This window comes from Streptomyces sp. NPDC056452 (assembly GCF_042796085.1).
Lineage (GTDB): Bacteria > Actinomycetota > Actinomycetes > Streptomycetales > Streptomycetaceae > Streptomyces.
Genome location: NZ_JBHTRI010000010.1, coordinates 55467 through 81563, shown reverse-complemented (window position 1 = coordinate 81563; position 26097 = coordinate 55467). Strand labels below are relative to the sequence as shown.

General features: G+C 70.1%; 27 protein-coding genes. 6 read left to right on the top strand and 21 right to left on the bottom strand.

Annotated features, from left to right (window positions below; translation table 11 throughout):
• Positions 1–265: 265 nt before the first annotated feature.
• Positions 266–1465 (top strand): winged helix DNA-binding domain-containing protein, encoded by a 1200-nt coding sequence (locus ACFQ6X_RS12620; RefSeq protein ID WP_383180106.1) that lies wholly within the window; start codon positions 266–268, stop codon positions 1463–1465.
• Positions 1466–1487: 22 nt separating this feature from the next.
• Here ACFQ6X_RS12620 and ACFQ6X_RS12615 read toward each other — a convergent pair whose 3' ends face one another.
• The 3 genes from ACFQ6X_RS12615 to ACFQ6X_RS12605 all read right to left on the bottom strand — a co-directional run bounded on the left by ACFQ6X_RS12615 (position 1488) and on the right by ACFQ6X_RS12605 (position 3713).
• Positions 1488–1943 carry a hypothetical protein gene (locus ACFQ6X_RS12615; protein ID WP_383180103.1) on the bottom strand — a complete coding sequence of 152 codons (456 nt, stop codon included), beginning with the start codon at positions 1941–1943 and terminating at the stop codon, positions 1488–1490.
• 124 nt (positions 1944–2067) lie between these two features.
• Positions 2068–2865 carry a class I SAM-dependent methyltransferase gene (locus ACFQ6X_RS12610; RefSeq protein WP_383180100.1) on the bottom strand — a complete coding sequence of 266 codons (798 nt, stop codon included), beginning with the start codon at positions 2863–2865 and terminating at the stop codon, positions 2068–2070.
• A gap of 56 nt (positions 2866–2921) precedes the next feature.
• The gene (locus ACFQ6X_RS12605) at positions 2922–3713 is read right to left on the bottom strand and encodes a prepilin peptidase (protein ID WP_383180097.1); all 792 of its coding nucleotides are present in this window, start codon (positions 3711–3713) and stop codon (positions 2922–2924) included.
• A 105-nt stretch (positions 3714–3818) separates the two neighbouring features.
• On the opposite strand from ACFQ6X_RS12605, the gene ACFQ6X_RS12600 reads away from it, so the two are divergent.
• The gene (locus tag ACFQ6X_RS12600) at positions 3819–4187 is read left to right on the top strand and encodes a DUF192 domain-containing protein (protein ID WP_383180094.1); all 369 of its coding nucleotides are present in this window, start codon (positions 3819–3821) and stop codon (positions 4185–4187) included.
• A 146-nt stretch (positions 4188–4333) separates the two neighbouring features.
• Positions 4334–5428 carry a hypothetical protein gene (locus ACFQ6X_RS12595; RefSeq protein WP_383180091.1) on the top strand — a complete coding sequence of 365 codons (1095 nt, stop codon included), beginning with the start codon at positions 4334–4336 and terminating at the stop codon, positions 5426–5428.
• 24 nt (positions 5429–5452) lie between these two features.
• On the opposite strand, the gene ACFQ6X_RS12590 is transcribed toward ACFQ6X_RS12595, so the two are convergent.
• The 6 genes from ACFQ6X_RS12590 to ACFQ6X_RS12565 form a co-directional block, all read right to left on the bottom strand.
• Complete coding sequence (locus tag ACFQ6X_RS12590) at positions 5453–6235, bottom strand: hypothetical protein (RefSeq protein ID WP_383180088.1); 783 nt, start codon at positions 6233–6235, stop codon at positions 5453–5455.
• Between the two features lie 125 nt (positions 6236–6360).
• Positions 6361–7554, bottom strand: coding sequence for a hypothetical protein (locus tag ACFQ6X_RS12585; RefSeq protein ID WP_383180085.1), 1194 nt, complete (start codon positions 7552–7554; stop codon positions 6361–6363).
• Positions 7555–7691: 137 nt separating this feature from the next.
• Positions 7692–8585, bottom strand: a complete 894-nt coding sequence (locus ACFQ6X_RS12580; protein ID WP_383180082.1) for a hypothetical protein — start codon at positions 8583–8585, stop codon at positions 7692–7694.
• A complete protein-coding gene (locus ACFQ6X_RS12575; protein WP_383180079.1) occupies positions 8582–10192 on the bottom strand; it encodes a polymorphic toxin-type HINT domain-containing protein in 1611 nt (536 codons plus the stop codon). The genes ACFQ6X_RS12580 and ACFQ6X_RS12575 overlap by 4 nt, the downstream gene beginning before the upstream one ends.
• Positions 10193–10327: 135 nt before the next feature.
• Complete coding sequence (locus tag ACFQ6X_RS12570; protein ID WP_383180076.1) at positions 10328–10726, bottom strand: hypothetical protein; 399 nt, start codon at positions 10724–10726, stop codon at positions 10328–10330.
• A gap of 176 nt (positions 10727–10902) precedes the next feature.
• Positions 10903–11232, bottom strand: coding sequence for a hypothetical protein (locus ACFQ6X_RS12565; protein ID WP_383180073.1), 330 nt, complete (start codon positions 11230–11232; stop codon positions 10903–10905).
• 304 nt (positions 11233–11536) lie between these two features.
• Between ACFQ6X_RS12565 and ACFQ6X_RS12560 the strand changes: the two genes are divergently transcribed.
• Together ACFQ6X_RS12560 and ACFQ6X_RS12555 are read left to right on the top strand one after the other, a co-directional pair.
• Positions 11537–12955: a benzoate/H(+) symporter BenE family transporter gene (locus tag ACFQ6X_RS12560; protein ID WP_383180070.1), complete on the top strand. Its 1419-nt coding sequence runs from the start codon at positions 11537–11539 to the stop codon at positions 12953–12955.
• A gap of 153 nt (positions 12956–13108) precedes the next feature.
• A complete protein-coding gene (locus ACFQ6X_RS12555) occupies positions 13109–14101 on the top strand; it encodes an endonuclease domain-containing protein (protein ID WP_383180067.1) in 993 nt (330 codons plus the stop codon).
• Positions 14102–14206: 105 nt separating this feature from the next.
• Here ACFQ6X_RS12555 and ACFQ6X_RS12550 read toward each other — a convergent pair whose 3' ends face one another.
• From ACFQ6X_RS12550 to ACFQ6X_RS12540, 3 genes are all read right to left on the bottom strand, one after another.
• The gene (locus ACFQ6X_RS12550; RefSeq protein WP_383180064.1) at positions 14207–14809 is read right to left on the bottom strand and encodes a hypothetical protein; all 603 of its coding nucleotides are present in this window, start codon (positions 14807–14809) and stop codon (positions 14207–14209) included.
• 470 nt (positions 14810–15279) lie between these two features.
• Positions 15280–17214: a lamin tail domain-containing protein gene (locus tag ACFQ6X_RS12545; RefSeq protein ID WP_383180061.1), complete on the bottom strand. Its 1935-nt coding sequence runs from the start codon at positions 17212–17214 to the stop codon at positions 15280–15282.
• Positions 17215–17380: 166 nt separating this feature from the next.
• The gene (locus tag ACFQ6X_RS12540) at positions 17381–17938 is read right to left on the bottom strand and encodes a DinB family protein (RefSeq protein ID WP_383180058.1); all 558 of its coding nucleotides are present in this window, start codon (positions 17936–17938) and stop codon (positions 17381–17383) included.
• A gap of 267 nt (positions 17939–18205) precedes the next feature.
• On the opposite strand from ACFQ6X_RS12540, the gene ACFQ6X_RS12535 reads away from it, so the two are divergent.
• Positions 18206–18766, top strand: coding sequence for a dienelactone hydrolase family protein (locus ACFQ6X_RS12535; RefSeq protein WP_383180055.1), 561 nt, complete (start codon positions 18206–18208; stop codon positions 18764–18766).
• 64 nt (positions 18767–18830) lie between these two features.
• Here the strand turns inward: ACFQ6X_RS12535 and ACFQ6X_RS12530 are convergent, their stop codons facing one another.
• The 9 genes from ACFQ6X_RS12530 to ACFQ6X_RS12490 all read right to left on the bottom strand — a co-directional run bounded on the left by ACFQ6X_RS12530 (position 18831) and on the right by ACFQ6X_RS12490 (position 26039).
• A complete protein-coding gene (locus ACFQ6X_RS12530) occupies positions 18831–19118 on the bottom strand; it encodes a DUF4240 domain-containing protein (RefSeq protein ID WP_383180364.1) in 288 nt (95 codons plus the stop codon).
• Between the two features lie 209 nt (positions 19119–19327).
• Positions 19328–19969 (bottom strand): OmpA family protein, encoded by a 642-nt coding sequence (locus ACFQ6X_RS12525; protein WP_383180053.1) that lies wholly within the window; start codon positions 19967–19969, stop codon positions 19328–19330.
• Positions 19969–20559: a hypothetical protein gene (locus tag ACFQ6X_RS12520; protein WP_383180050.1), complete on the bottom strand. Its 591-nt coding sequence runs from the start codon at positions 20557–20559 to the stop codon at positions 19969–19971. Before ACFQ6X_RS12520 ends, ACFQ6X_RS12525 begins: the two co-directional genes overlap by 1 nt.
• Before the next feature lie 25 nt (positions 20560–20584).
• A complete protein-coding gene (locus ACFQ6X_RS12515; RefSeq protein ID WP_383180047.1) occupies positions 20585–21187 on the bottom strand; it encodes a pilus assembly protein TadG-related protein in 603 nt (200 codons plus the stop codon).
• Positions 21184–21417 carry a hypothetical protein gene (locus ACFQ6X_RS12510; protein ID WP_383180044.1) on the bottom strand — a complete coding sequence of 78 codons (234 nt, stop codon included), beginning with the start codon at positions 21415–21417 and terminating at the stop codon, positions 21184–21186. The genes ACFQ6X_RS12515 and ACFQ6X_RS12510 overlap by 4 nt, the downstream gene beginning before the upstream one ends.
• Before the next feature lie 203 nt (positions 21418–21620).
• The gene (locus tag ACFQ6X_RS12505) at positions 21621–22703 is read right to left on the bottom strand and encodes a response regulator (protein WP_383180041.1); all 1083 of its coding nucleotides are present in this window, start codon (positions 22701–22703) and stop codon (positions 21621–21623) included.
• A 69-nt stretch (positions 22704–22772) separates the two neighbouring features.
• A complete protein-coding gene (locus tag ACFQ6X_RS12500; RefSeq protein WP_383180038.1) occupies positions 22773–24131 on the bottom strand; it encodes a sensor histidine kinase in 1359 nt (452 codons plus the stop codon).
• A gap of 43 nt (positions 24132–24174) precedes the next feature.
• Positions 24175–25062 carry a DUF5936 domain-containing protein gene (locus tag ACFQ6X_RS12495; protein WP_329207903.1) on the bottom strand — a complete coding sequence of 296 codons (888 nt, stop codon included), beginning with the start codon at positions 25060–25062 and terminating at the stop codon, positions 24175–24177.
• 38 nt (positions 25063–25100) lie between these two features.
• Positions 25101–26039 (bottom strand): type II secretion system F family protein, encoded by a 939-nt coding sequence (locus ACFQ6X_RS12490; protein WP_383180035.1) that lies wholly within the window; start codon positions 26037–26039, stop codon positions 25101–25103.
• Positions 26040–26097 lie beyond the last annotated feature (58 nt).

The following is a 26097-nucleotide window of genomic DNA, read 5'->3' as shown; positions in this document are numbered from 1 at the left end:
GCCGATACCGCTTCTGCACAGGAGCCACAGGGGTAACACAGCCCGGCCACAAAAAAACGGGCCGGTCCGTGGGGGGGGTTACGGACCGGCCCGAGGGGGGGTTTCCACCATAACCCTTCGTAAGTGATGCTGCGTGCCACGCCACTCCATAATTACTCTCCGAGTTCGCCGGACTTCGCTGTGAGCACGGATTCCGGCACCCGAAAGCTCCGCGCCCCAGCCGTACAGGACCGGAACTGTCCTGTTGACGTCCTAGGTTCGGTCCATGACGACACGCGCCCGCACCGTGACCGTGAACTGGCCCGAGGCGAATGCCAGGCGGCTGGCCCGGCAGTCCCTGACCGAGGACACCGGCCGCTCCCCGGGCACCGCTTCCTCCTTGCCCGCGCCTGCCTCCTCCCCCGCGGAAGCCGTCGCCGCCATGCTCGGCGCGCACGCCCAGGTGCTGTCCGCCGCGGAACTCTCGGTCGGCCTGCGTACGGCCGGGTCGACCCGGGCCGATGTGCGCACGGCGCTGTGGACCGACCGGACCCTCGTCAAGACGTTCGGCCCGCGCGGCACGGTGCACCTGCTGCCCGCCGCCGACCTCCCCCTCTGGACCGGTGCCCTCTCCGCCGTACCGACCGGGACGAGCCCGTTCCCGAAGGACGCCCGGATGACGCCGGACCAGGTCGAGGCCGTCGTGGCGGCGGTGTCCGACGCGCTGACCGGTGCCGAACTGACGATCGACGAGCTCTCCGAGGAGGTCGTGGCCCGTACCGGGCCCTGGGCCGGGGACCTGGTGATGCCCGGGTTCCAGGACATGTGGCCGCGCTGGCGCCAGGTGCTGCACCTGGCCGGTCACCGGGGCGCCCTGTGCTACGCCCCGAACCGGGGCCGCAAGGCCACCTACACCAACCCCGGCCATGTGCCGCTGCCCGGCCCCGAGGCGCTGGCCGTGCTCGTGCGGCGCTACCTGTACGCGTACGGCCCCGCCACCCCCGCCCACTTCGCCCGGTGGCTCGCCGCGCCGCGCGGCTGGGCCGGAGAGCTCTTCGAGACCCTGGCCGGGGACGGCACGATCGAGGCGGTGGCCTTCGAGGACAGCGGGACCGCCTGGGTGGCGGCGGGCGACACCGAATTCCCGGCGGCCCCCGCGCACGGCGTGCGCCTGCTCCCCTACTTCGACGCGTTCACGATCGCCTCTTTCCCCCGTGAGCGGCTGTTCCCCGGCGCGGCGTACGAGCGCGCGCTCGCGGGCGGGCAGGCGGGCAACTTCCCGGTGCTGCTCGTGGACGGCACGGTCGCCGGCGTCTGGCACCAGCGCCGGTCGGGCAAGCGGATCGCCGTGACGGTGGAGCCGCTGTCCGTCCTCGGGGCCGCGCACCTGCGGGCACTGGAGGAGCAGGTGGAGCGGGTGGGCACGGTACTGGAGGGCAGGCCCGCGCTGACGGTGGGCAAGGTGACCGTGGGGCCGCACGCGTAGGAGGGCCCCGCGTCGCGGCGACTCAGCCGCGGACGAAGCGGATCGCGACCGTGTCCCCGCCGATGACCACGAAGTCGCCGTTCTCGCACCGGATGACGGCCTCGTGCACCTCGCCGTGCTCGTCCCGGCGTTCCTGGGTCCCTAGGACCGTCCAGGCTCCTCCGTACGGCGGCGGGGGCAGCTGGCTCAGTGGCGCGAACTGCCACTGCCCGGCGGGCACACACCAGTCGGGAAGTCCGGGCCAGGTGCCCGAGGTGATCCGCAGCGTCCAGTCCGAGGCGCAGGTCATGAGGACCGACTGGCCGCCGTCGAGGAGGAATTCGACGGCTTCCGGCTCACCGGCGCGCCCTTCGGGGCGGTAGAACAGGCCGTGGACGGCGGTGATCCGCGCACCCGTGAGCCAGTCGGCGTTGCCGTGGCGCGGCCGGCCGGCGGGTCGGCGGATCTCTTCGCCGGGCGTATCCCTTCCCACCGTCATGACCTGCTCCTTCGCTGTGCGCTCAACCACCAGGGTCGCACTACCCATGGGTAGGACGGAGGAGCGGGTGCTGCCGTTGCATCCGGCGGCCCGTGAAACCGTCTTCAGCGTATGCCCGTTGGCGCTACAGCGGCTTACGGGCCTCGACCAGGAACCGGGCGCTGTACGCGACGAAGGGCCCCTCGGCCTCGATGTGGCGGTGCAGCGAGCGCAGTTGGGGCAGATACGCCTCCACGGTGAATCCCGGCACCATCCAGATCACCTTCCGCAGGAAGTAGACGACGGCGCCGATGTCGAAGAACTCGGTGCGCAGACGCTCCGCGCGCAGGTCGACCACGTCGAGCCCGGCGGCCTCGGCGTCGGCCCGCGCCCGCCGGGGGTCACGGCAGGCGCGGGCCTCGGGCGGCTGCGGGCCCAGGAAGTACTCGACGAGTTCGAAGACGCTTGCGGGCCCGACCTGTTGCGAGAAGTACGTCCCGCCGGGTGTCAGCACCCGGGCGATCTCGTCCCACCATGTGGTCACCGGGTGCCTGCTGACCACCAGGTCGAAGGCACTGTCCCCGAAGGGCAGCGGCGGCTCGTCGGCGTCCGCGACGACTGCGGCTCCGCGCGGATGCAGCAGGGCGGTGGCGCGGGCGATGTTCGGGGGCCAGGACTCGGTGGCCACGGTGAGCGGCGGCAGTTCGGGTGCGGAGGCGAGGACCTCGCCTCCCCCGGTCTGGATGTCGAGCGCGGCCCGCGCCCGCCCCATCCGGTCCGCCATGGCCCGTGCGTACCCCCACGAGGGGCGTTCCTCGGTGGCCCTGCCGTCGAGCCAGGAGAAGTCCCAGCCGTCGACGGAGACGGCGGCGGCTTCGGCCACCAGGGCATCGAAACGTGCGTCGGAGGCCTGGGACCCGTCGGCCGGGGGCTGTTGGCTCATGCGGGAATCGTGTCAGCCGGGTGCGGGCTGCGCGACCGAAATTCCGTGGGGCCCGGTCAGGCGGCCAGTCCTCCGAACAGCAGCCCCAGCAGCGCGCCCGCGATCATGAACGGGCCGAACGGGATGCCCGTCTTGCGCCCGGCCCGTCGCAGCAGCATCAGGCCGAGGCCGTACAGCGCCCCGAGCAGGAACCCGGCGAAGCCTCCCGCGCACAGCACCGCCCACCCGTACCAGCCGAGCGCGACACCCAGGGCCAGGGCGAGCTTCACATCGCCGAAGCCCATGCCGTTCGGGTTGATCAGGAACAGCAGGAAGTAGAAGCCGCCGAGCGCCGCTCCGCCGAGGAGCGCGGAGGTCCAGGACCCGGCGTGCTCGGGCAGCAGGGCCACGGCCCCGAGGAGCAGGGCGGCGGCGCCGGCCAGCGGCAGCGTCAGCCGGTCGGGGAGCCGGTGGACCCTGCGGTCGATGACGGCGAGGAGCACGGCGACCGGGGCGAGCAGCAGCCAGACGGCGAGCTCGGGCCGGGCGCCGGTGGCGGCGGCGAGGGCGACGCACGCGAGGACGGTGAGGAGGGGGGCGAGGACCGCGGGGGCGTAGCGGTGCCGTCCGGTCGGCGGGACGGTCGGCGGGGCCTCCCCTGCCGGGAGCGAGGGGACGGCCACGGCACAGTTCGCGCACCGGGTCGAGCCGAGCCAGCCGCGGCCAGGGCCGGTGAGTGCGTGCCCGGCCGGGCACGCCACCCGCCAGGGCTCCTCCGGCTCGACGGAGAACCGGTAGGCGGCGCGCGGGAGCAGCAGTCCGGTGGCGGCGCCCCAGAGCGCGGCGACCGCAATCAGTGTGGCGTCCACGACGCCGACCCTAATCCGGCGGCACGGCAGGGGTCTTGGGCCCTGGGGCCCACCGGTGGCCGATCCGGACCCAGATCGGGGCTCCGGCGGCTACGGTCGGTGCCCATGGGGAAATGGCGCAATGGCGGCGGCACGCTGACGGTCGGAACGGGTGCGGGGACGCAGGAGGTGCCGCTGCGGATCGCGGCGTCCTACCGGGCGCGGATGCGGGGGCTGCTGGGTGTGGAGGGCGTCGACGGGGCACTCCTGATCACGCCGTGCGGGAGTGTGCACACCTTCCGGATGCGGTTCACCATCGATGTGGCGTATCTGGACCGGAAGTTCAACGTCCTGGCGGTCCGCACGATGAAGCCGGGCCGCCTCGGCCTGCCCCGGCTGCGCGCCCGCCATGTGGTGGAGTCGGAGGCGGGCGCGATGGAGAAGTGGGGGCTGCGGCCGGGCGCGCGGGTCCAGGTGACCGCCACGACGCCGTAGTTGGGCGCGGGACGTTCCGCAGCAGGGCTCGGGAACGCTCCGCGGGCCTCCCTGCCGCGCCGCGCCGCGCCGCAACGCAACGACCTTGCCGGACCTGCGGGCCGCTCCTACCCTGAGCGTCTGGTCGTCGACAGGGGGGAGCGACCGTGGCCCGAGTACCGTCCGACACGGAGATACTCGAGGCGGTGGAGGTGTACGCACGCCGCCGCGGAGTCTCCGCCCGCCTGGCCGATCCCGGTGCCGCCGCCCTCACCTGGCAGTTCCTGCTGGACTTCCGCATCGTGCGGTCCGTCGAGGAGCGCGGCGAGCGCCCGATGCGGGAGCCCGGCAGCCGCCGCGAGGAACTGGCCGGCCGGCCGACGTACACCTCCATCGAGTCCTACCGGGTGGCCCCGCCCGACGATCCGGAGCGGCACGACGCCTGGCGGCTGGTGCGCCGGGGCTCGCTCGGTGAGGAGCGGTGCGAGAAGTGCAAGGGCGGAACGAACTCCTGCGGGGCGTGCGGGGGCCGCGGCGTCCGCGACTGCCCCCGGTTCGTCGACTGCCCCGTCTGCCAGGGCGGCCCGGACGCCTGCTGGGAGTGCGAGGGCACGGGGCGCCGACGCGTCGGCAGGCCCGCGCACCCGAACGCCGCGGCCCCCTCGGCGCACCGGGTCCTCTGCACACGCTGCCGCACCGCGAAGGTGGCCTGTCCCAAGTGCGGCGGCCGGCGCCAACTGGACTGCACCGACTGCAAGAAGACGGGCTCCGTGCAGTGCGGTACCTGCGAGGGCACCAAGCGCGTCATCCACCAGGAGTGCGAGGGCACCGGCCGTTTCACGGTGTGGACCGAGGGCTACATCAACCAGAGCCCTCGGCGGGAGAAGGAGCGGCGGCTCGGCAGACTGGACCTGAGACGCACGACCGGCAACACGGGCCGGTGGCACGAGACCGTGCTGCGCGGCGCGACCGACGAACTCCCGGACGACCTGGACGAGGCCGACCGGACCCTGATCGACCCGCTCCTGGCCCTGCGGAAGGACGAGGTCGCCCGCCGCGCGACCCTCCGCCGCCTCCCGCTGGCCCACGTCCGCGTCCACGCCGACCCGCACCGCGACTACTACGCCTTCCCGTCCCGCACGGGTATCGAGGTCACGTCCCGCCCGACGAAGGAACGCGTCCGCAACGTCGCCGCGATCGCCGCCGCGTCACTGGTCCTCGTGGCCCTGCTCGCGGCACTGGGCATGGCGGTGCTGCGCTGACCCCGGCTGTACGCCCTGCGGGGCTCAGGGGAGCTTGGCCGCCTGTGCGGTGACGAGTGCGGCCGGCACCTCGGGTGTCCTGGCCGAAGTGAAGTTGGCGGCGTAGAAAGTGACGACCGTCGACCCGGTCCGTACGAGCTGGAAGACCAGCGGCACGCCTTCTCCCTCGATGCTGCCCGTGACCTGGTAGGCGAGCGACTCCTGCCCGGCCTTCGGCGCGGGCAGCGCCTTGACCTCGGTGTAGGTGGACGGCCCGTCGTCACTCGTCGTACGGAAGCCGCCCGCGCAGGCCTTGACCGCGTCACGGACCGAGCTCAGCAGTTGCTCCGCCCCGCCGGGTGCGTGCGAGGTGAGGATCTCCGTGACGACCGTCTGGTCGTCCTGGCCCTCTTCCGAAGTGTCCATGGCCGTACGGAAGACGGTGGCGGCCGGGGCGGGTTCGGGCGATCCGTTGATGACCGAGGCGATCGGCCGGCAGGCCGGGTTCTCGGACTGCTCGGTGCCGCGCTCGTCGCCGCCCGGCATCTTGGCGAAGTCGTAGTCCGGCAGCTCGCCGTTGGCCAGGGCCACCTTGATGAGCTCGGCCTCCGTGAGCGTCTTGCCGTTGCTGGTGGGCTTGGGTCCGGGAGCGGATCCGGTGTCGGAGCCCGGAGCGGGCGAGGCGCTCGCGCTGCCGCTCGCCTTGCCGGTGGCCTTCCCGCTGTCCTTGCGCTCACCCTTGTCCGCGCTGTCGCCCGGACCGCACGCGACAGCCGTGAGACACAGGACGGCCGCGGTCGCCGCCATGACAGTCGTACGTACCTTCATCGTTCAACGCTCCTGACCGACAGTGCACCCGGAGTCTGCACGCTAACAACCGGGAGTCCGCGGGCGCGTGGGCCCGTGGGCCCAATGGCGGCCCCGGAGTCAGGAGGCGGCGGACGGAACCGCGGTCAGGGCGGTCCCGAGCCGAGCAGCGTCCAGGCCCCGTAGGCGGCGGAGGCCAGGGCGAGCACGCCGACGGCCGTGACCGTACGGGCCGTCGTACGCAGCCTAAGGAGCGCGACGGCGGGCGGGAGGAGCAGCGGGAACGCCGGCATCATCAGGCGCGGCCGGGATCCGAAGTACCCGGAGCCGATCAGCGAGATGACGACGACGGCGATGCCGTACACGAGGACGGGGAGCGGCTGCCGCTGCCGCACGCACAGGACGACCAGCCACCCCAGCAGCCCGAGCGCCACGCACAGCCCGAGCGCGGCGGGCAGCGGCAGGCCGACGATGAAGGAGGCCAGCGCCCGGCCGCCGTCGATGCTGTTGCCCCAGGCCGCCTGGACCTCGAAGTACGCGAACGGGCTGCCCTCCCGCACGGCGACGAACACCACGTACGCGAGCCAGCCCAGCGGCGCGAGGCAGACGCCCGCCAGCATGCGCGCACGCCGTCGCACGAGCCCTTCCCGGTCACCCGCCCGGTAGTCCCGTACCAGGACCACCAGGGCCGTGACCCCCAGCGCGGCCACGAGCGCGGCCGCCGAGGGCCGGGTCAGGCCCGCGAGGACGCAGAGCCCGCCCGCCACGATCCAGCGGTCCCTGAGCACGGCGTACAGCGCCCAGGCGGCGAGCGCGGTGAAGAGCGTCTCGGTGTACGCCATCGACTGCACGAACGCGGTGGGATACGCGCCCCACAGTGCCGCCAGCACCACCCCGGTCCGCCGCCCGTGCAGTCGCGCCCCGACGGCGAAGATCCCCCAGGCGGCCAGCAGCCCCGCGACCCAGGCGACCGTGATCCCCGCTCCCCGGACGGTGAGCGGGGTCACCTCGGCGATGGCGCGTTCCAGGGCGGGCAGGAGCGGGAAGAAGGCCAGGTCGGAGTGGGCGCTGCCGTCGGGAAGGGTGACGGTGTAGCGGTAGCCGTGCTCGGCGATCCGCTGGTACCAGACGGAGTCCCAGCGACCGCCGAGCAGCTTGAGCGCGTCCTTGCCCGCGAGGGAGGCGGCGACCCAGAAGACGACGAGCCCGATGACCCGTACGACCGCGTAGGCCCCGAGGGCGGGGGCTGCGGCCTGGAACGCCGCAGCGGCGCGGAGACGGACGGCGTGCCCGTACGGAGGCGGCACCGGCGGCCGGGCGCTGGTCAGGTTGTCGTGCATGCGGCCGATTATGAGCACAGGCGCCCGCCCGGCTCCCAATCGCCGGATCCGCAGCCGCCTCCTCCACCGGGCCGGCACGGCGCCGTGCAGCCCCTGGCCCCGGGGCGGGCGGGGCCGTACGGCGCCGGCGCGCGTCCTCAGCCGTCCCAGGGCAGCCGGGCCGGGCGGCGGCACCACCACCAGCCGCGCTCGGCGACCGCCGTACCCGACCGGGTGAGACGTCCGAGCAGCGCGCCGCCGTCGCCCTCCGTATGTCCGCGGAACACGTCGTCGAGCGCTGCGACGGCTCGGGCCAGCCGCTCCCGCTCCTCGCCCGAGGCCGCCTCGATCAGCTCCTGGAGCCGGTCGCGGGTGCCGAGGTCCTCGGCGTACAGGTCGAACGGGTAGCGCCCGGTCGGCCCCCAGTCGGCAGCGACGCGGCGTACCAGCCGCTCCCAGAGCAGCAGCGCCTCGCGCGCACGGTTCACGGGGCTCTGCGCCGGGGCGGTGCGCCCCGGGTCCGTGATGTCCGCGAAACCGTCGGCGACCGGGGTGCCGAGCTTCTCGCCCCGCAGGATCTCGGTCAGCACCTCGACACGTGCGGTCGGCAGCTGCGCCATGGGTGCCTCGACCGCGTCGACCACGAGGGCCGGGGGATCCCCGTCCCCCTCGCCGTCCGTCTCCAGCAACCGCGCCCGGGTGACCGTCCCGTCCGGGCCGGCCGCCCAGTACGCCGACGGTGCCTGCTCCTGCGCGGGGTACAGCACGGTCGTACCGAGCCGCTGTGCCAGCCGCAGTGCCGCCTCCGGCTCGCCGGGCGGTGACGTCACCTCGTCCGATACGGAGACGTCCCAGGAGAGCGCCACGTCCCCGCCGACGCCCCGGTAGGTGCAGAGCACCGGAGCGTCCCAGTTTCGGTCGTCCGTCTGCTCGTCGTCCTCGTCGGCCACATCCGCGTCCGCCACCGGCAGACCGATCGCACCGGCCAGCGCCGCCGCGATGGTCTGCGGCTCCGGCCGGTGCACCGAGAGGAAGGTGTAGAGCACAGTCACGAATAGGTCCCGTCGTAGACCTTCTTGGCCTTCTCGACCACTTCGGGATGGTCGGCGAACCGGGGGTTCCTTGTCAAAGCGGGCGAATCGGTCTTTCCTCCCGCCTTGGCGATCTCCTTGAGGGCCGCGTACTCGTTCCTGTCGAGTTCCACGAGGCCCTTGCCGGAGATCGGGAAGGTCCGCCCGTTCTCCTCCACCCCGTACTTGCGGCCGTTGATCTCGTAGGCGCTGCCGTTGTCGACGAGCTTCCCCTTGCCTTCCGCGATCCCCTTGATGTCGTTCTGGATGTCCGCCTCATTGCCCTTGAGGATGACGGTGTTCTTCTCCTTCACCATGCCGTTGCGCGCCCCTGCGACGGTGTGACGGGGGTGCGGCGGCTTGAGCTTCTTGCCGGCGGCGGGGCCCTTGACGCTCGGGTCCGTCTCGAATTCGCAGTCGTTGTTGTGCACGAGCGCGCTGACGGAGCCGATGCCGACGTAGTACGCGTGGATTCCCTCGACCGACAAGTCGTGCGTGGTCTGCCGCTCGGTGTACCGGGAGACGCCCGTCACGAGGAGCGAAGCTCCGCCGGGCAGTCGCAGCCGGTCGCCGGTCACGATGTCGCCGGCGTCCACCCACCGCTGCCGGCCGGTGAGCCAGAACGGGTGCGTGTCGGTGGCCGTGACCTGACCGGCGGAGGTGCTCAGCCGGGTGAACTCCTTGTCGTCGTACGTGGTGAAGGTCTCCGTCACCCTGCGCACCTCGGAGAGACCGCGCACCGGGTCGGTGGCGACGACCTCGTCCCCCGTCCGCAGCGACTCGATCGGGACGCGCCTGCCGTCGGCGACCAGGACCGGGGTCCCGGGCGGGAAGCTGTGACTCACCGGGCAGGTGGTCGGCTTGTCGTCGGGCTTGTCGTCCTTCTTCGGCGGGTCCTTCTTCTCCGCGTCGAGCTTCTTCTTCGCGTCGGCGAGCTTCTTCTCCGCGTCCTGAACCTTCTTGCGGTTCTTGATCAGACCGGTCAGCCCGTCGTACAGATCCCCACCGTGCTTCTTGAGCTTCTTGATCAGCTCAACGGCCTTCTTCCACTTCCACGGCGCCCCGTACTTCGCCGCGAGCTTCCCGACCGCACCACCCACAAGACTCAGCAGCACATTGATCAACGTCTCGGTGCACGCACCCATATCACCCTTGGTGACACAGTCCAGCGCATCCGTGATCCCCAACTCCTCGGCCAGGATCTTCGCGAGCTCCTTGGCCGCCTCAACAGCCTTGTCGGAGTTGGTCTTCTCCTCCTTCTGGGCGTCCTGGAGGTCCTTCAGCGCAGCGTCATAGTCGATCTGCGTCTGCGTCTTGGGGGAACCGTCGTCGGACGCCTGGGACCCGTCGCCCGGTGAACCCGAATCGCCGTCCTGGGCCTCGGTCCCGTCACCGCCACCACAGTTGCCGCCACCGGTCACCTGACAGACAGCCGTACCGAACCGCTCCGCCAGCTGGGGGCCCATCCCCGTCGCCAGCAACGCGCCCACGATGGCCACCACGACCACCACCAGGCCGACGTACTCGATCGCGCCCTGACCCCGCTGCGACCGACGCAGACCCGCAAGACGCACATCCGTACGCGGCACAGACTCCCGCGACCAACGGCGCAACCGACGACGCACAACCCCCAGAACTGGCATGCATACGACGCTAACCACCGGACACAGCAGCCGTCTTGGGCCCACGGACCCAACTCTGCGGACCCGGGCCGGCCGCTGACCCTACTGCCCGGCCTCGGTCCGGGTGCCGAGGCCCCGGCCGACCAGCGGGGCGACGGTACGGATCAGCTTCAGCTGCGTCGAGCGCAGGACGCGCACCGTGGTGTCGTCCGGCCAGCCGGTCGTGGTCGACCACTCGTAGCCCGAGCCGACCACATCACTGGCGAAGGCGAGCTCCGTCGCGAGCAGCGCCCGCGCCCAGTCCATCGGATCCAGAGCCTCCCTCTCGGCGAGGGCTCTTCGGATCCACAGGCCCCGGCGGTTCAGATCCTCCGTACCGTCGAAGCCCATGGCCACGGCGAACTCCTCCGTACAGCGTGCGGGGCCGCTCCACTCGATCAGGCCCTGCTGGAGGAGCCGGGACTCCTCTTCGGTCAGGGTCAGTTGCTCAGCCGTCGGCATATCCGTCGTCACCTTCCGGTTGCGGCCCGGCCCGGCGCCGTGGGGGCACGCCGGGACGGGCGTCGATCCTCTGCCGCGACGACGCTATTTTCCGGGCAGCCGCCCGTCTTGGGCCCACGGACCCAACTCGGCGCACCGGGCCGGAATCCCGCGCCCTGCGACCGCCGCCCGGGCGGTCAGTCGCCCTCCAGATGGAGTTCCGTGGAGGGATCGTCCCGGCAGATCCGGGCCAGACGCCCCACCTCGTCCAGGGCCGCTCGCTGCGCCGCCCCGTTGGTGCCGCTGCGGGTTCCGTCGAGTTCGCTGAGCAGCTGCTCCATCTCGGCGGCGGTCAGAACCAGCGTTCCGTAGAGGTCGACCCGGGACAGCATCGGCAGGGCGCTCCCGTCGCAGATCCGGGAGAACGTGTCCGCGGCGTCCACGAACACGTCGACCTGGGTCAGCCGGCGCCGCCTGGGACTCGTGCCGGGCTGGTCCACCCGCTTCAGCACTGCGTCGACACCCATGGAGGCGGCCCTCGTCTCTTTCGTCTCGCTGCCAGGAAACATCGCCCGGACGCCGGTGCTTCGGCGCCACGGACGGGAACCTGGTGAGGAGCTTCCCATCTGGCCCGACCACCCGGATGTGGCACCGGGAGTCTCCCGCGGCCCCCAGCCCCGAGCCCGGAGCCCGGAGCCCCATGCTCCCCGGCAGGCGTCCGTCTCGCGGGCCGGACCCGGCGGGTCGACCGCATCCCTTCGTGTAAGGGTTCGTAAGTCCCTACGGCTCGTACGGTTGCGAGCCCCCTCAGAGCGGAGAGGCGCCACAGCGATGCCCGGTCCTTCGACACCGGAAACGGACGAATGGACGGAGGGCAACGGCCCTCCCGAGCCCGCCCGTCCCTCCGAGCCCGCCGAGCCTTCCGAACCTCCCGAGCCCGCCGAGCCTTCCGAACCTCCCGAGCCCTCCGAGCCCGCCGAGCCCGCCGAGCCCGCCGAGCCCTCCGAGCCCTCCGAGCCCTCCGAGCCCTCCGAGCCTTCCGAGCCCGCCGAGTCTTCCGGGCAGGCGCCACGCCCCCGGCTCGTCCGCGACCTCTCGCTCTCGGCGGTCCTCGCCGGGTTCGTCGCGGTCGTCGTCTCCTACTCCGGCCCGCTGGTCATCGTGCTGTCCGCCGCCCACGCCGCGCACCTGGATGCCGCCCGTACCGGCTCCTGGATCTGGGCGATCTCCATAGGCAGCGGCCTCACCTGCATCGCCCTCAGCCTGCGTACCCGCATGCCGGTCATCACCGCCTGGTCCACCCCGGGTGCCGCGCTCCTGGTCACCAGCATCGGTTCGTACGCGTACGGGGACGTGATCGGCGCCTTCGTGGTCTCCGGTGTCGTGATCGCCCTGATCGGACTGACCGGGGTCTTCGGGCGGCTGATGCGGATGGTGCCGGGCGCGGTCGTCTCCGCCATGCTCGCGGGCATCCTCTTCTCCTTCGGCACCGGCGTGTTCACCTCGCTGGAAGGCACCCCGCTCATCGCCGGGTCGGTCCTGCTGGCCTACCTGCTGGGCAGGCGCCTGCTCCCCCGGTACGCCGTGCTCATCGCTCTCGTCACCGGCGTCCTGTGCAGCGCCGCCACATCACGCCTGCACATCCGCCTCGACCATGTCGGCCTGGTCCAGCCGGTGTTCACGGCTCCCAGCTTCTCCGTCGCCTCACTGATCGGCATCGCCGTCCCGCTGACCCTGGCCACGCTCGCCTCGCAGAACGCCCCCGGAGTGGCCGTGCTGTCCGCCTCCGGCTACCGCCCCGACGACCGTCTCCTGGTCGGCTCCACCGGTCTGGTCTCCGCCGCGCTCGCCCCCTTCGGCTCCCACGCCGTGAACCTCGCCGCCATCACCGCCGCGATCTGTACGGGCCCCGAGGCGCACCGTGACCCCCGGCGGCGTTACGTCGCCGGGGTCGCCTGCGGTGCGTTCTATCTGCTGGTCGGCGCGTTCGGCTCCACCCTTGTGGCGTTCTTCGCGGGTCTGCCCAAGGAACTCGTCGCCGCTCTCGCAGGCGTCGCCCTCTTCGGCGCGCTGTCCGCGGGCCTGACGGGTGCGGTCAAGGAGGACAAGGACCGGGAGGCGGCCCTGGTCACCTTCCTGGCCACGGCATCCGGAGTCACCCTGTTCGGCATCGGCTCGGCGTTCTGGGGGCTCGTCCTCGGCATGACGGCACACCTCGTCCTGAACGGCCGGACCCTCCGGCGGCGTTGACCCCCGACACGGGTTACCGACCGCGCTCGTCGGCGGGTACGTGATCACCGGACCGGCCGGCGGCCCGCAGGTCGGCCCGCGGAGGAGGCACGGAAGAGATGCCGTTATCCACAGCCCTCTGCAGCCCGCGCCCCCTTCGTGGATTGTTGTGCCATGAGCCCGATCCGCACATGGTGCCCACCCGACCCGCAGGAACCGCGTGCTGTCCGCCGGGCCCGTCAGATACGGGAACTGGCGTCCCTCGCACCCGGCGGCGTCCTCTTCACCGCGAGGGCCCGGGAAGCGGGCTGGCCGGCGCACCCGCTGTACCGGCGGCTGAGAGCGGCCGGCTGGCAGCCGATCCACCCGGGTGCCTGGGCGGCTCCGGGCCGGCTGGTGGACTGGCTGACCCACGCCTGGGTCGTACAGAGCCTGCAGCCCCACCTGGTGTGCAGCCACCGCACGGCGGCGGCCCTGCACCTCGTCGAGGTCCTCGACCCCTCGCGCACCTGCCATGCGACGGAGTTCACCGACCCGCGCCCCGGCGCCTACCGCCGCCGCCCGGGGACCCGCGTCCACCGCCTGCCCCTCGACGCGGCGGACCGGACGGTCCGCCGGGGGCTGATCACCACGTCGGCCGCCCGGACGGTGGGCGACCTCATACGGCGCCTCCCCCGCAACGAGGCTGTCGCCGCCGCAGACTCGGCGCTCGCCACCCGTACGGTACGAGGAGTCCAGCGCCCGCCGCTCGTCCACATGGCCGCTCTCCGCGCCGAGCTGGCCACGCACCGGCGCGGGGCGGTGCGGGCGCGCACCTGGCTCCCCCTCACCGACGCGCGGTCCGGCTCCCCGGCGGAGACCGTGGCCCGCCTCCACCTGCACGACGCCGGCCTGCACCCGGAAACACAGGCTGCCCTGCGCAAACCGTCCGGCCGCACGCTCCACCCGGACTTCTTCTTCCGGTCCCACGGCCTGGTGGTCGAGGTCGAGGGCTACGCCTTCCACGGCACCCGCGAGGCCCACGCCGTCGACCTGCGCCGGTTCAACGAGCTCCAGGCCTGTCCCGAGGTCCGCCGCGTGTTGCGCTTCACCGCGGCCGAGGTGTTCCGACACCCCGACCGCGTGGTCGCCCAGATCCGCGCGGCCCTGGCGGCCCTACACCCGTAACCGCCCACGATCCAGGAGTACCTCGTTCCCCTTTTCGCGCCGAGGGCCTGACCTGAACACGCACACCAGGACTCCCATTTCGTCGGCTTCGCCGCCGGGACCATGTCACACGCTGAGGACCGCGTTCCCGAACACCCGCCACGGCGACTGCTCCACCGACTCCAGGGCCGCCAGCTGCGGGTGCCGGGACGCGATGTCCTCCCGTACGGCAAGGGCGTCGGGCCACCTGTCGAGACGGGCCGTACCTTCGACGACCACCCCGTCCCAGTCCGTCCCCCCGGTCGCACCCTCGCGGTCGACGACGAAACCGATACACAGCACGGACGCCCGCCCGACCGTCAGCCTGATCGCCCGCACGGCCTTCTCCCGCTCCTCCGGGGGCAGCCCCCCGAGGCCGAACTCGGCCACGGCGACCCGTGGTCCCGCCCGGCGGATGCGCATCAGGACGTCCAGGTCATGGCTCACCCACAGCCGCACCCCGATCCCGTCCAGGCGCTCCAGCCCGGCGATGGAGAGCAGCTGCTCCCTGGAGACCGGCGACCGGGTCCCGCCGGTCACCGGCGATGCGGGGTCCTGGCTGTCGAGCACGATGCGCCCGGTGACCGGATGGGCCGGCCGAAGCCCTGCCGCTTCGAGATCGCCGAGCAGCGTCCCGGCATCCACCCGGGTCCAGCCCAGGTGGTACGAGTGAAAGAACCCGGCACCCATGGAACGCCTCACCCCATCACCGCGTGAACACTTCGCTTCGGCGCCGGCCAACCGGCTCACCGGCGAGAATATTCAGCCGCCCGGGCCCGGCGCGTAGGCCCGGGGACCCACCTCCCGGCCCAATCCGGAACCGGGGGTCCCGACTTCCGGGCTCTCGCTCAGCGGAAGGCGGCCCGGTTCGCGGCCCGGTTCGCGGCCAGGAACTCGGCGAAGGTGCGGGGTTCGCGGCCGGTCAGGTTCTTCGCCCCGGCGGCAGACAGACGTGCGGGGGGCCGGATTCCACGTGCTGAAGGCGCGGGCCCGGGGAGGCACGACGAAGCCCCTGGTAGTCGGCAGGTTGCCCCGCCTACCAGGAGCTTCATCGTTGCGTAGTGCTCGGGCGCCCTACCGTGGCGGCGGCCCGGAGGGTGGGCCGCCTTCCGTGGTCGGCAGGTACAGCAGGTTCAGCAGGTTCAGCAGGTTCAGCAGGTTCAGCAGGGGAAGGTGCCGCTGTAGAGGGTGTGTCCGTACGAGGAGCTTCCGGAGCCGAAGCCGTAGATGCCGTCGTCGCTCCAGACCGCTTCGCGGAAGCCGTTGACGCAGGTCGAGGCCGGGGCGATCGCGAAGCCCTCCAGGTTGTCTGCCGGCATGACGGCCGGGTTCGTGTAGGTCGCGTCCGGCACGATCGCACCGGAGGCGTTGACCTTCATGAACGTGTGGGTCTCACCGCAGGTGTTGTCGCACGTCGCGACGAGACGCTGGGTTCCGTCGTCGAAGGTCACGTCCATCACGGAGGCCTTTCCTGTCACGATTCTGCCGAACGTGGTGAACGTGCCGTCGGAGTTCAGGCCGTAGACGTGCAGCGAGCCGTCCCACTCCAGGCCGGCGAAGAACAGGCCCGAACCGTGCAGCGGGTAGCTCGCCGGGTTGTAGGCGGCGCCGGTGAGCGGGTCGACCCAGCCGTTCGAGGTCAGCCAACTGTCCGGCACGTATCCGACGCCCTCGAAGCCGAGGTTGGCGTCATCCTTGCTGCCGGTGTTGAGCTGCGGAAACTGCGAGGTCATGTCCCACTGGTGAACCGGCGACAGCGTCGATCCGGTCGCCGACGGGTCGAACTCCAGGATCGTGTCCTTGGGTGCCGTGTTCTTGGTGTTGTCGCGCTCGGACGTCACGTAGATGTGGCCGTTGCTGCCGACCGTCAGGCCCTCGGCGTCCGGTTCGCCGGAGCCGCCCGCGAAGCGGATCTGCTTGCCGGTCGCACTCCAGGTCGCGTCCGGGATCCACTTGCCGTTGCTCTTGACCAGCTTGTACAGCCAGTTCTTGTTCTTGGCGGCCCACAGCACCGACGGGTTCGCCGGGTCGAACGCCAGGCCGCTCAGGTCGCGGCCTTCCGGGCCGGTGGATGTGGTGAACGCGCAGACGTTGTCCGCGATCGTGACGTCCAGCCCGCCCGGCCACGCCAGGGTGCCCGTCGGCGTGGAACCAGAGCCGCTGGGCGCCTCGGGGGTGCAACCGCTGGTGAGCGAGCCGCCGCCGCCCAGCAGCTGACCGGTCCCGGTGCCACCGCCACCCGGGCCGCCGCCGGTACCGCCCGAGCAGGAGTTCGCGCTGCCGGGCGTCGCGGTCACGGCGGTCCGGAACGAGCCGGTGCCGTTGGCGCACCGCTCGTCCGACGGCTTGGCACCGTCGGTCGCCCAGGTCACCGAGTCGATGGTGTTGCCGCTGCTGTCGACGAGGAAGACCGAGTCGTTGTCGCCCAGTCCGATGGTGGAGTTGAACGTGACGTAGCCACCCGCGGGGATGCTGGTCGCGCTCGGCGAGGAGGACGAGATCGACACCGGAGCGTGGGAGGTGTCGCTGTCGACGTACTTCCACGAACCGACGCTGACCGCACTCGTTCCCCCGTTGTACAGCTCCACGGTGTCGGAGCCGTTCGAGGTGACCTCGTTGATCCGCGTCCGGCTCGCCGCCGGAATCGACGACGGGCAGCCCGAGGCGTTCGAGGCGCCGAATGTGGACGCCGAGGCTGCGGTCACCCACGCCCCGGAGCCGTCGCCACCGCAACGCACCATCGCCGGCTTGGCCTTGTCGGTCGCCCACTCGACGCGGTCGACCACGGTGCCGCCGGACGTGTAGATGACCAGCTTGTCCGCATCACCCAGCCCCTTGGGCGAGTTGAAGGTGACGAAGCCGCCGGCGGGGATCGTGCCGGAGGACGGGCTGAACGACTGCGGCGAGAAGCTGTCGTCGGACATCTTCCAGCCGCTGAGGCTCACTGCGGTCGAGCCGGTGTTGTACAGCTCCACCGTGTCGTTGTTCGACGAGGTGACTTCGTTGATCCGAACGTTCGGGTAGCCGGCCGGGTCCGCGGCTGCCGCGGGCTGGGCGGCCAGCATCCCTGCGAGGAGCAGTCCTGAGAGCGTCAAAGCCGTGGCGCATGCAGAGGCGACGCCGGCACGCGAGTGTGAGGTAGGCACGAGGAGCAACTCTGGTGACACGATCTTGAAACGGCGTGTACTCCAGCTGAACGCCACCTGCTGGCCTCCGGAACGCCGGACGCCCATCGCCACCTGCTGGGTCACATGAGATGACTCAGAAGGTGAAGTCCTTGGGAGCGCCTTCGCCTACGCGGCCGTCTGCCGCCTCGCGAAGGATGTCCGCGTGGCCGGTGTGACGCGCGTATTCCTCGATCATGTCCAGGAGCATGTCGCGGACGGTGGGTGTGCGTCCGTCAGGCCAAGTGAATGACGCAGGTCCGTCGAGCCCTCGCTCCTTGATCACCTCAGCTACGAGTTCACGCGAACGCTCGACGGCCTCATGCCACACGGCGTAGAGGTCACCGGGCGGGTCCAGCGCCCCGGTCCGCCACTCCCAGTCCGGGTCGGCGTCGAAGTCCACCGCGTCCCAGGGAGCTCCGTACTCGCGGCCGGCAAGCTTGACGGCCAGCCAGTCCGCCTCGACCAGGGCCACGTGCTTGACGAGGCCACCGAGCGTCATCGCGCTGGCAGCTGTGGTGGCGCGCAGGGCCTTCTCGTCGAGTCCCGACGTCTTCCAGGCGAAGGTCCGGCGGTTGCGCTCGAGAACCGAGCGCAGGGACTCCGCCTCATCAAGGGCCGCAGGCCGGGCAGGGAGGGGAGTTGACTCGCTCATGACCGGCAGCATAGACGTAGCTGCCCCGTAAAGGCATCGCACCGGTGCCATGTACGCGGCATCCGCGAAGGGCTGCCGAGGAGGAGCCGACCGGCCCGTTCTGCCGTGCGGATGGAGCTGTCCGGTCCTCGGCGCCCATCACGACACACGGTCCACGACCTGGGCAGAACCGAAACGGCTTGGCGGGAGGAACCCGAGATACCGGCCGCCGAGGTCATGCGGCGGAAGCGCTGGTCACTGTCACAGCCGGTACAGCACGATGACCCAATGGTCCACATCGCGTTGTTCCACTCCGTTCTCGGCCTGCGCCCCGCCGAACTCCTGGCGGCCGAGAGGCTGCGGGGCTCAGGGCATGAGGTCGTGACCCCTGACCTCTTCGGGGGTGAGATCGCCTCCACTCTGGACGAGGGGTTTCGACTGGTCGACCGGATCGGCTGGGCAACGGTGCTCACGCGCGCGCGGCAGGCCCTGAAGGGCATGCCGGAGGAGGCCGTACTGGCCGGGGTCTCCATGGGGACGGGAGTTGTCTCCGATCTCCTGCCCGAGCGTCCCGCCACGGGTGCCGTACTCCTCCTGCACGCCGTTGTCGACCTTCCCGCATCCGCTCGCCCCGGCCTCAGGGTGCAGGTGCACGCCGCGGAACCCGATGACTTCGCGTCACCTGAGCGCATGGGCGCCCTCCACGGGTCGGCTCGGAAGTCCGGTGCAGCACTCGAAGTTTTCCGCTACCCGGGCGCCGGCCACTTCTACATTGACCGTGACCTGCCCGACCACGACCCGGCGGCGGCCGAACTGACCTGGCAGCGGGTACTCGACTTCCTCCGCTGAGCCGAGCCGAGTTGTCGTCAGTGGCCGAGGTCGAGGCTCATCGAAATCGAAGTCCTCGCCCCATCTACGGAGGCTTCATCGGAACTGGCACGTGAAGCGCTGCACTCGTTCCACGCCTCGTGGAAATCCACTCCATCGCTCGCGACACGCTCGAAGGCGTAACTGGACGCATAGTTGACGGTCTGGCCGAATACGACCTCGTCGATGTACGCCTCCGCAGCGCGGCCGTCATGGCCGGGTGCTCAGCAAGAACGTCCGGGCAAGCCGCTGCCCTCTCGTACCACTCCCGGCCGAGCCCGATCAGGCCGGCGCGGAAGTCCGTAAAACTGTCGTCCGAGCAGCCACCGCCCATGAGGTAGGCGGCTGCGCACACGTCCCAGCCTCGATGACGGTCCAGAGCTACGAGGTGTCCATGGCCGGGAACCCTGCCGGCCGGGTACGACAACGGCCCCTCCGACTGAGGCGGAGGGGCCATTGGGCTCGTTCCAGCCGTACCGGCCGGACGAGTCACGGCGGCGCCACAGGTGCCACCGCCGTGCAGTTCTCGTAGCAACCAGCAGGTCAGCTCTGCGAACCTTCGGCGCGGAGGAAGGAGACCTCCACCCGGCGGTTCTTCTTCCGGCCCTCTTCCGTGCCGTTGTCAGCGATCGGGTACTGCTCGCCGTAGCCCCGGATCTCGAACGTGATGCCGGAACCCGACAGCGACGACTCCAGGACGTTGTGCACGGCATCCGCACGCTGCTTGGAGAGAACGTCTCCGTGCGCGGAGGAGCCCAGATTGTCGGTGAAGCCGAAGACACGGACCTTCTTCGCGTCCTGCTTCTTGATCTCGGCAGCGATCGCGTTGATGCGCCCGTTGGCCGCGGAACTCAGCTTGGCACTGTCCTTGCCGAAGAGGACCTCGGCCTGGAGTGCGAACTTGATGTCGGTGTTGGTGTCCTCGCGACGCTCTTCCCCGCCCAGGTCCTCAATGACGGACTTGATGTCGAGGACCTTGGGTGCAGCAAGCGTGGCACCATCCGGCAGCTTCAGATCCGTGTCGTTCGGATCCACCTTGACCGGAACTTCCGCCGACGCCGACGGGTACGGGCTGTCCTCCGCTGCGGCGTCCGGCGCCGCAGCGACTCCGAAGGCCATCGCCCCGGCAAGCACAGTCATCGCCACCCGGGCCCGGACGCCCTGGGTGCTAATGATGGCACTCATCAAGAGATCTCAATCGTCGCGTTGGCGAAGCCCGGGAACTGAAGGTCGACCTGACTGGTCGAGGTGGCAGGAGCCGGGAATTGTGCGAAGAAAGTGAGACTCTTTCCGGCCTCGATGCTCGGGTCGAATCCGCTCGTCGTCAGCGGCCTGTTGTCCGTGTCGCGAAGCACGTAGTAGCGCTTCTTTGCCTCTGAATCCACCAAGGTCATGGCTGCGAGCGACCGTCCGGTGCCGGCGACGGCCTGCTCCTCACCGCTCCATTGGATCGGAGTCGTGTACAGACCACTGCCTGTGTTCTTGAGTTGTCCGCTGATGGTGAGGAAGCCGCCGGTGTCGCGCTTCGCCGAGTTGATCACCATGTCGATTCCGGAGTCGCCCTTGATCGTCACCAGAACCTTGCTGGTGTCAGGTACCGTCTCCCCTTCACCCTTTCCGGAGTCTTCAGCCGGCTTCGACGAAGAGGCGGACGAACTCTCCTTCTCACCCTTGCCTGAATCACCGCCGCAGGCGGCCACGGAAAGGGTGAGGCCAGCCGCAAGAATTACGGCCGTCGCTGCTCGGCGCAGCTTCCTCACGTGCGGAATACTCATCAGTCAAGGTCCTTTACGATCGCGGTCAATCTTCGGCCAGGCGTACGGTGAAGAGATCAGTCATTTCCGGCAGAAGCGCCAGATCCTTGGGGTCGATCACCCACACCTTGGTGTCACAGGCGAGCGCGCCGGGCGACGGCGACGACAAGTCCGGGTTCGGGACGAACTTGCAGCGAGGTTCGACGACAGCCACTGACGTGGCTTTCGCACGCTTCCCCTTCGTACCCGGAACCAGGTTGGCGCTCATCACCTTGTTCGACTCAACACCAACCCGGAACCCCCAGCGGCCGTCGAAGAGCATGCGGCACTCGACGCTGGTGGCATCGTTCTGCGCAGCGAACGTGGACGCCTTCACGCAACCGTTGTGGGTACCGGGGAAAGGGCTGTTGAACAGGAGGCTGAGGTAGGCCCTGTCCAATATGTGGGCCCGCAGGTCCAGCGCTTCCAGACTGCGGGACTGCTGGGCTGCCGCCAACGCAGAGGCGTCCGCCGCGGTCTGGGCACCGTTGCGTTTGACATCCGCTTCACCGAACGCAAAGAAGATCAACGCGAGAAAGAGCAGGCCCGCCACCGCTGTGATGTACAGCGGTGCGGCCTGCCCTGACTCGCTGCGAGTCCGCGGACTCACTTGTTGAGAACCTCGTTGATCTTGGTGGTGAACTTGTTGCCGATCGTCGCACCCATGTTGGTGTTGAGCAGCGCCACGACGATCGCCACAACCAGGATGGTGATGCCCACGTACTCGATGGCGCCCTGACCCTTGTCGCTGCGGCGCTTCATCGCCTCGACGGCGGTGTTCTTCCAGCCGTTGACGTAGGCCTGCGTGGTGGTGGCGGCCTTCAGGGTGATGTTCGACATGGTGTTCCCCTCCGAGTTCGGCCGACCGGGAGTCGGCCGACACTGCTGCGTAAGTCTTCGTGTCGTCCGCGCTTCCGGCTTCCTCCTGGCCGGTCTCGCTTTCGACATGAGAAACGTACGTCGGGGCAACACCCACCCACATGGGCCTGCGGGCCCAACTCCGGGCCCATTGGTTCAGTTGGGCCTTCGGGCCCACGGCGCGCTCAGCCACGATCCTTCGACCCCCCGGACGACACGCGGTGCCAGTAGGCGATGGCCTCGCCCCGGCTGCCGGCGTTCAACTTGGCGAAGATGCGGTTGATGTGGTTCTTGACGGTCTTCTGGCTGATGAAGCAGGTGGCCGCGATCTGCTGATTGGTCATGCCCGACGCGATCAGACCCATCACTTCCACCTCCCGTTCACTCAGCTCGTCGACCATTCCCTGAGGCGCCATCGAGGATGCCTCTGAAGTTGAATGTGCCACAGAAGGTTGCGCAAGCGAAGCCTTTTGAGTGAATTGAGATGGCCCCAACTCCGTTCGCCCTGGGCTGACCTGGCTATTCGATCCCGATGCGGGGATTGCCCGGTCCCGCATGTTGTGTGCGGATGCAGATTGATGTCCCGGAGGAGACGCCGGTCGGTACCCCTGTCCGGTGAAGGCCGTCCCGAGCCCTTCCGGTAGAGGCAGACTGCCCTGCCCCGACGGACTGCCGCCTCCTCGCACCGACTCCAGCAGAGCGCTGGACGCCGAATACGTGAAGTGGGCCCGCCCCTCCTTCGTGTCCCGTACGGCGGCCACGAGCTGGTCCGCGGTGAACTCGCCGTGCACGAGGTACCCACCGGCGCCCAGCCGCAGTGCCTCGTGCACGATCTCGCTCTCGCGGCTGTAGGTCATCATCAGAACCGGTGCGAGACGCACCAGGTGGGGCAGCGCTGAGATGCCGTCGACCCCTGGCATACGCACGTCCAGCAGGACGACATCCGGGCGGTGCTGCACCGTCATTTCATAGGCCTGACGGCCGTCACCCGCCTCCGCGACCACATCGATGTCGTCGCGTCCCTGCAGCAGAACCGTCAGCCCTGCGCGTACGACCGGATTGTCGTCGGCCACAACGACCCTGAGGGGCATCGGTGGGGGCATGGCCGCAGGGCCGGGGAAGGCAGGAAGTTCTCCGGATGCCGCGGCGGTCGAGGCACCGGAGGTGTGGTTGGAACTGAGCGGGCTGGGATGCGAGGACGTGTGCTGCGAGACATGCGGGTGCTGTGTCCACTGCTCTCCGGAGCTGCGGGAGATCTCGTCCGACATGGTGCGGCCTCCTCTCTCAAGGGTGGGGACTGTCTCGTAACTGTTCTTCTGCGATTGTTAGTTGCGGGTTCATACGTGTTGTCCGGGTACCTGCCCGAGCGGGGGCTGGTACTCCGGTGTGCTGGGGAGTGCGGGAGGTGCCAGATCCATCGCGGCAAGCGAGAGGTCGAGTCGTACCTCGGTCCCCCGTGCCGCGCGGCCTCGACCGATGCGGATGCGCGCACCGATCGACGCGGCCCGTTCGACCATGCCGACCAGCCCGAAGTGTCCGGCCTTCCTCAGGTCGGCCAGCGAGGTCCCCGGGGGCAGGCCCTCGCCGTCGTCGTACACGCTGATGCGCACCACATCGCGGACCAGGCCGGCTGAGACGTCCACATAGCTGGGACGGGCGTGGCGCTGGGCGTTCTCCATGGCCTCGGTCGCGATCGTGAGGGCGTGCCTCGCCACGGCGTGCGGAATGAGCGGAACGGGCCCCTCACTCAGTCTGTGGAAGGCTGCCTTGACGCCATGTCGGCGAGCGAAGTCCCTTGTACGTGCGTCCAGTTCATCGAGGACGTCCACTCCACCGTCCAGGCCGGACTCCCTACGGAGGTCGGAAAGCAACTCACGGGACTCGGCCGCGGCCCGGCGGGCGGATCGTGCGACGAGCTCCGCCTGGTGCTTGACCGTGAGCGGGTCCATGCGGTCCGCCGTGCTGGCCAGTCCTTCTGCCGCGAGTGCGAGGCCGTGGAGGGTCTTGGCGACGGAGTCGTGCATCTCGCGGGCGAGACGGGCCCGCTCCTCCTCGACGGCACCATTGACCGCGAGGCGGGCCCGGGTGTCCGTCAGCGCCTGGGAGGCCGCACCGAACCGGAGCAGCAGACCCCGCAGGGTGCTGCCGACGGCGCCGGCCATGATGCAGAGCCCTACCACCAGGAGCGCCGAGGCGTCCGCTTCGACCTTCCCACTCACTCCGTACGCAGCGGCCAGCAGCAGCGACTGGAGTGCGGCGAAGATCGCACCGCCGCGCCAGCCGTAGACCAGGCCCGCGAGGAGAGGCGTGCAGACCGTGACGTAGGACAGCGTGGAGCCCGGAGAGGCAGCGAAGAGCAGGAGCGCACCGAAGAGCATGTCCGCGGCAAGCAGTGTGGGATGGCGCAGGAGGATCGGACCGAAGCGCTCCCAGTCGCGCATCAGCACGTACGACACCATGACGGTGACGAGAACGGCGGCGCCCACGAGCCAGCTGCCGAGCTCGTCGTCGACCCCGTTGAGCGCGAACGGGGCGGCGAGCGCTGTCATCGCGAGCCGGAAGCCGAACAGCTGTCGGCACAGTGCCTGGAGCGCGTTCACCTGGATCGGCAGGGCCGGCACATGGCCGGGCGTACCCGCCACCGTGGACGCGTCCGGGCCGCCGGTCAGAGCGAGTTGCGCCGTTCGTGGTCCCATGGTTGGTTCACCTCCTCCTCTCCGTATTCGTCCCTTTGCACGCTCAGCCTCCGAAGACATCTCCGATGTTGACGTCCGCCGCGTAGTAGAAGCCCACGGCGATGAGGATCATCGTTCCGGGAAGCATGAAGCTGGTCACGATCAACGTGGCCTTCGGCACGGCCTTGGAGGCCTTACGGCGGGCGTTCTGGGCGTCCGTGCGGCGCATGTCGTTGGCGATCTGGATCAGGGTGTCGACGATGGGAGCACCGAGCTCCTCTCCCTGCTGGAGAGCGGAGACGAACATCGAGACCTGCTCCGACTCGTTGCGCTTGCGCAACTGGTCGAAGGCTTCGCGTCGGCTCACACCCATATCCATCTGGCGCAGTGTGATGCGGAGTTCGTCGGCCCAAGGGCCCGAGTACTTCTCTGAGACCCGCTCCAACGCCTGCCGGAAGCCGAGGCCGGCGGAGACCACGACGGCGAGGACGTCGAGGAAGTCCGGAAGGGTCCGGTCGATGTCGTCCTTGCGGCGCCCGATGGCCGCCCTGATGATCACATCGGTCCAGAAGAAGCCGTACACGGCCAGCAGGACGGCCAGAATGGGCTGCCCGTTCATCAGCATGGCCAGCGCCGCGATCGCGCCGAGGCCTCCGTAGACAGCTCGGCGAGCCGCGTAGCGGTCGACGGTCATACCGCCCGGGTTACCCGCCATGTCGAGCTTGCGTCGGACCTTGTCCACCCGCTTGGGCCCCATCATCCGCAGCACCCGGGGGGCGTACCGCATGCCGAGGCGGTCAATCGCGGAACCGGCCGCTGTCGTGCGGGTGGCACCGACTTCCAATGCGACGGCCAGGTCCCCAGGGAGTTTGGCGTCGGCTCGGTACATGCGGATGCCGTGAAAGGCTCCGTAGACGGCGAGTCCGAAGACGGCCGCGATCAGAAGATCCATGGTGTGTCCTCTCTCCTAATTCTTCGGGGCCGTCGGATTCAGATACGGACGCGAGTGAGCCGGTTGATGAGGAAGAAGCCCAAGCCGTAGAGACCTGCCGCGACCAGAACGGCGATCCGGCCCGTTGTCGCGGCGGTCATGTCGTCCAGTGCCCCGTCCCGCATCCCGTTGATGATCAGCAGGAAGCCCATCCCGAGGATGGGGACCGCGACCGCTGTCACCTTCACCTGTGACAGGAGCGTGGTCACTTCTCGCCGGGTCTCCTTGCGCTCCTCCAGAGTCTCCGTGAGGTTGCGCAGCGAGGAGACGATCGTGCCGCCGGCCCGGTTGGAGAGGATCAGCGTGGACACCAGGACGGTCAGCTCACGGGAGGGCAGTCGTTCGACGAGTTCATTGAGGGCGTCGTCGAGGGAGTGGCCCACGGCCAGCCGGTCCGCCACCCGCCGCAGCTCCTCCCGTGCCGGGTCGTCGAGCTCCTCGACCGCCATCCCGATCGCCGTCCGCAGAGCGAGCCCGGCCTGGGTCGCGTTGGCCAGGACCCGGGTGAGTTCGGGCAGCTGGTTGATGAACGCCTCGGTGCGTTTGGTGCGCTGCCAGTTGAGGAAGGCGTTGCCGCCCCAGAGGCCGATGAGAGCGGCGAGAAGTCCGAAGAACGGCGCGAAGATCGACCCGATGACGAAGTAGAGGCCCAGCAGCGCGGCCACGACGTAGACGGCGTACTCGCCCGGCGTCAGATCGAGGCCCGTCGCCGAGATCTTGCGCTCGATGCGTTTGCCGAGGCTCGTCTTCCGGAGGCGCCGGTCGATCCCGCGGAAGCGCCGGACGCGCCCGCCGATCGTGACCTGCCCGGTCTGGGACATCCGGTCGAACAGGACCTGCCGCTGCGCCTTGCCCGCCGAGTAGCCGTGCACGCCCAGGACGGCGAACAAGCCGGCAAGCAGTGTGACTCCGATCGTCAGGAGCGGAAGATTATCCATGTCGGGCGGGGACCTTCTCAGTGAGCGGCGGGCAGGGACGGGGACGAACGGGACTGGG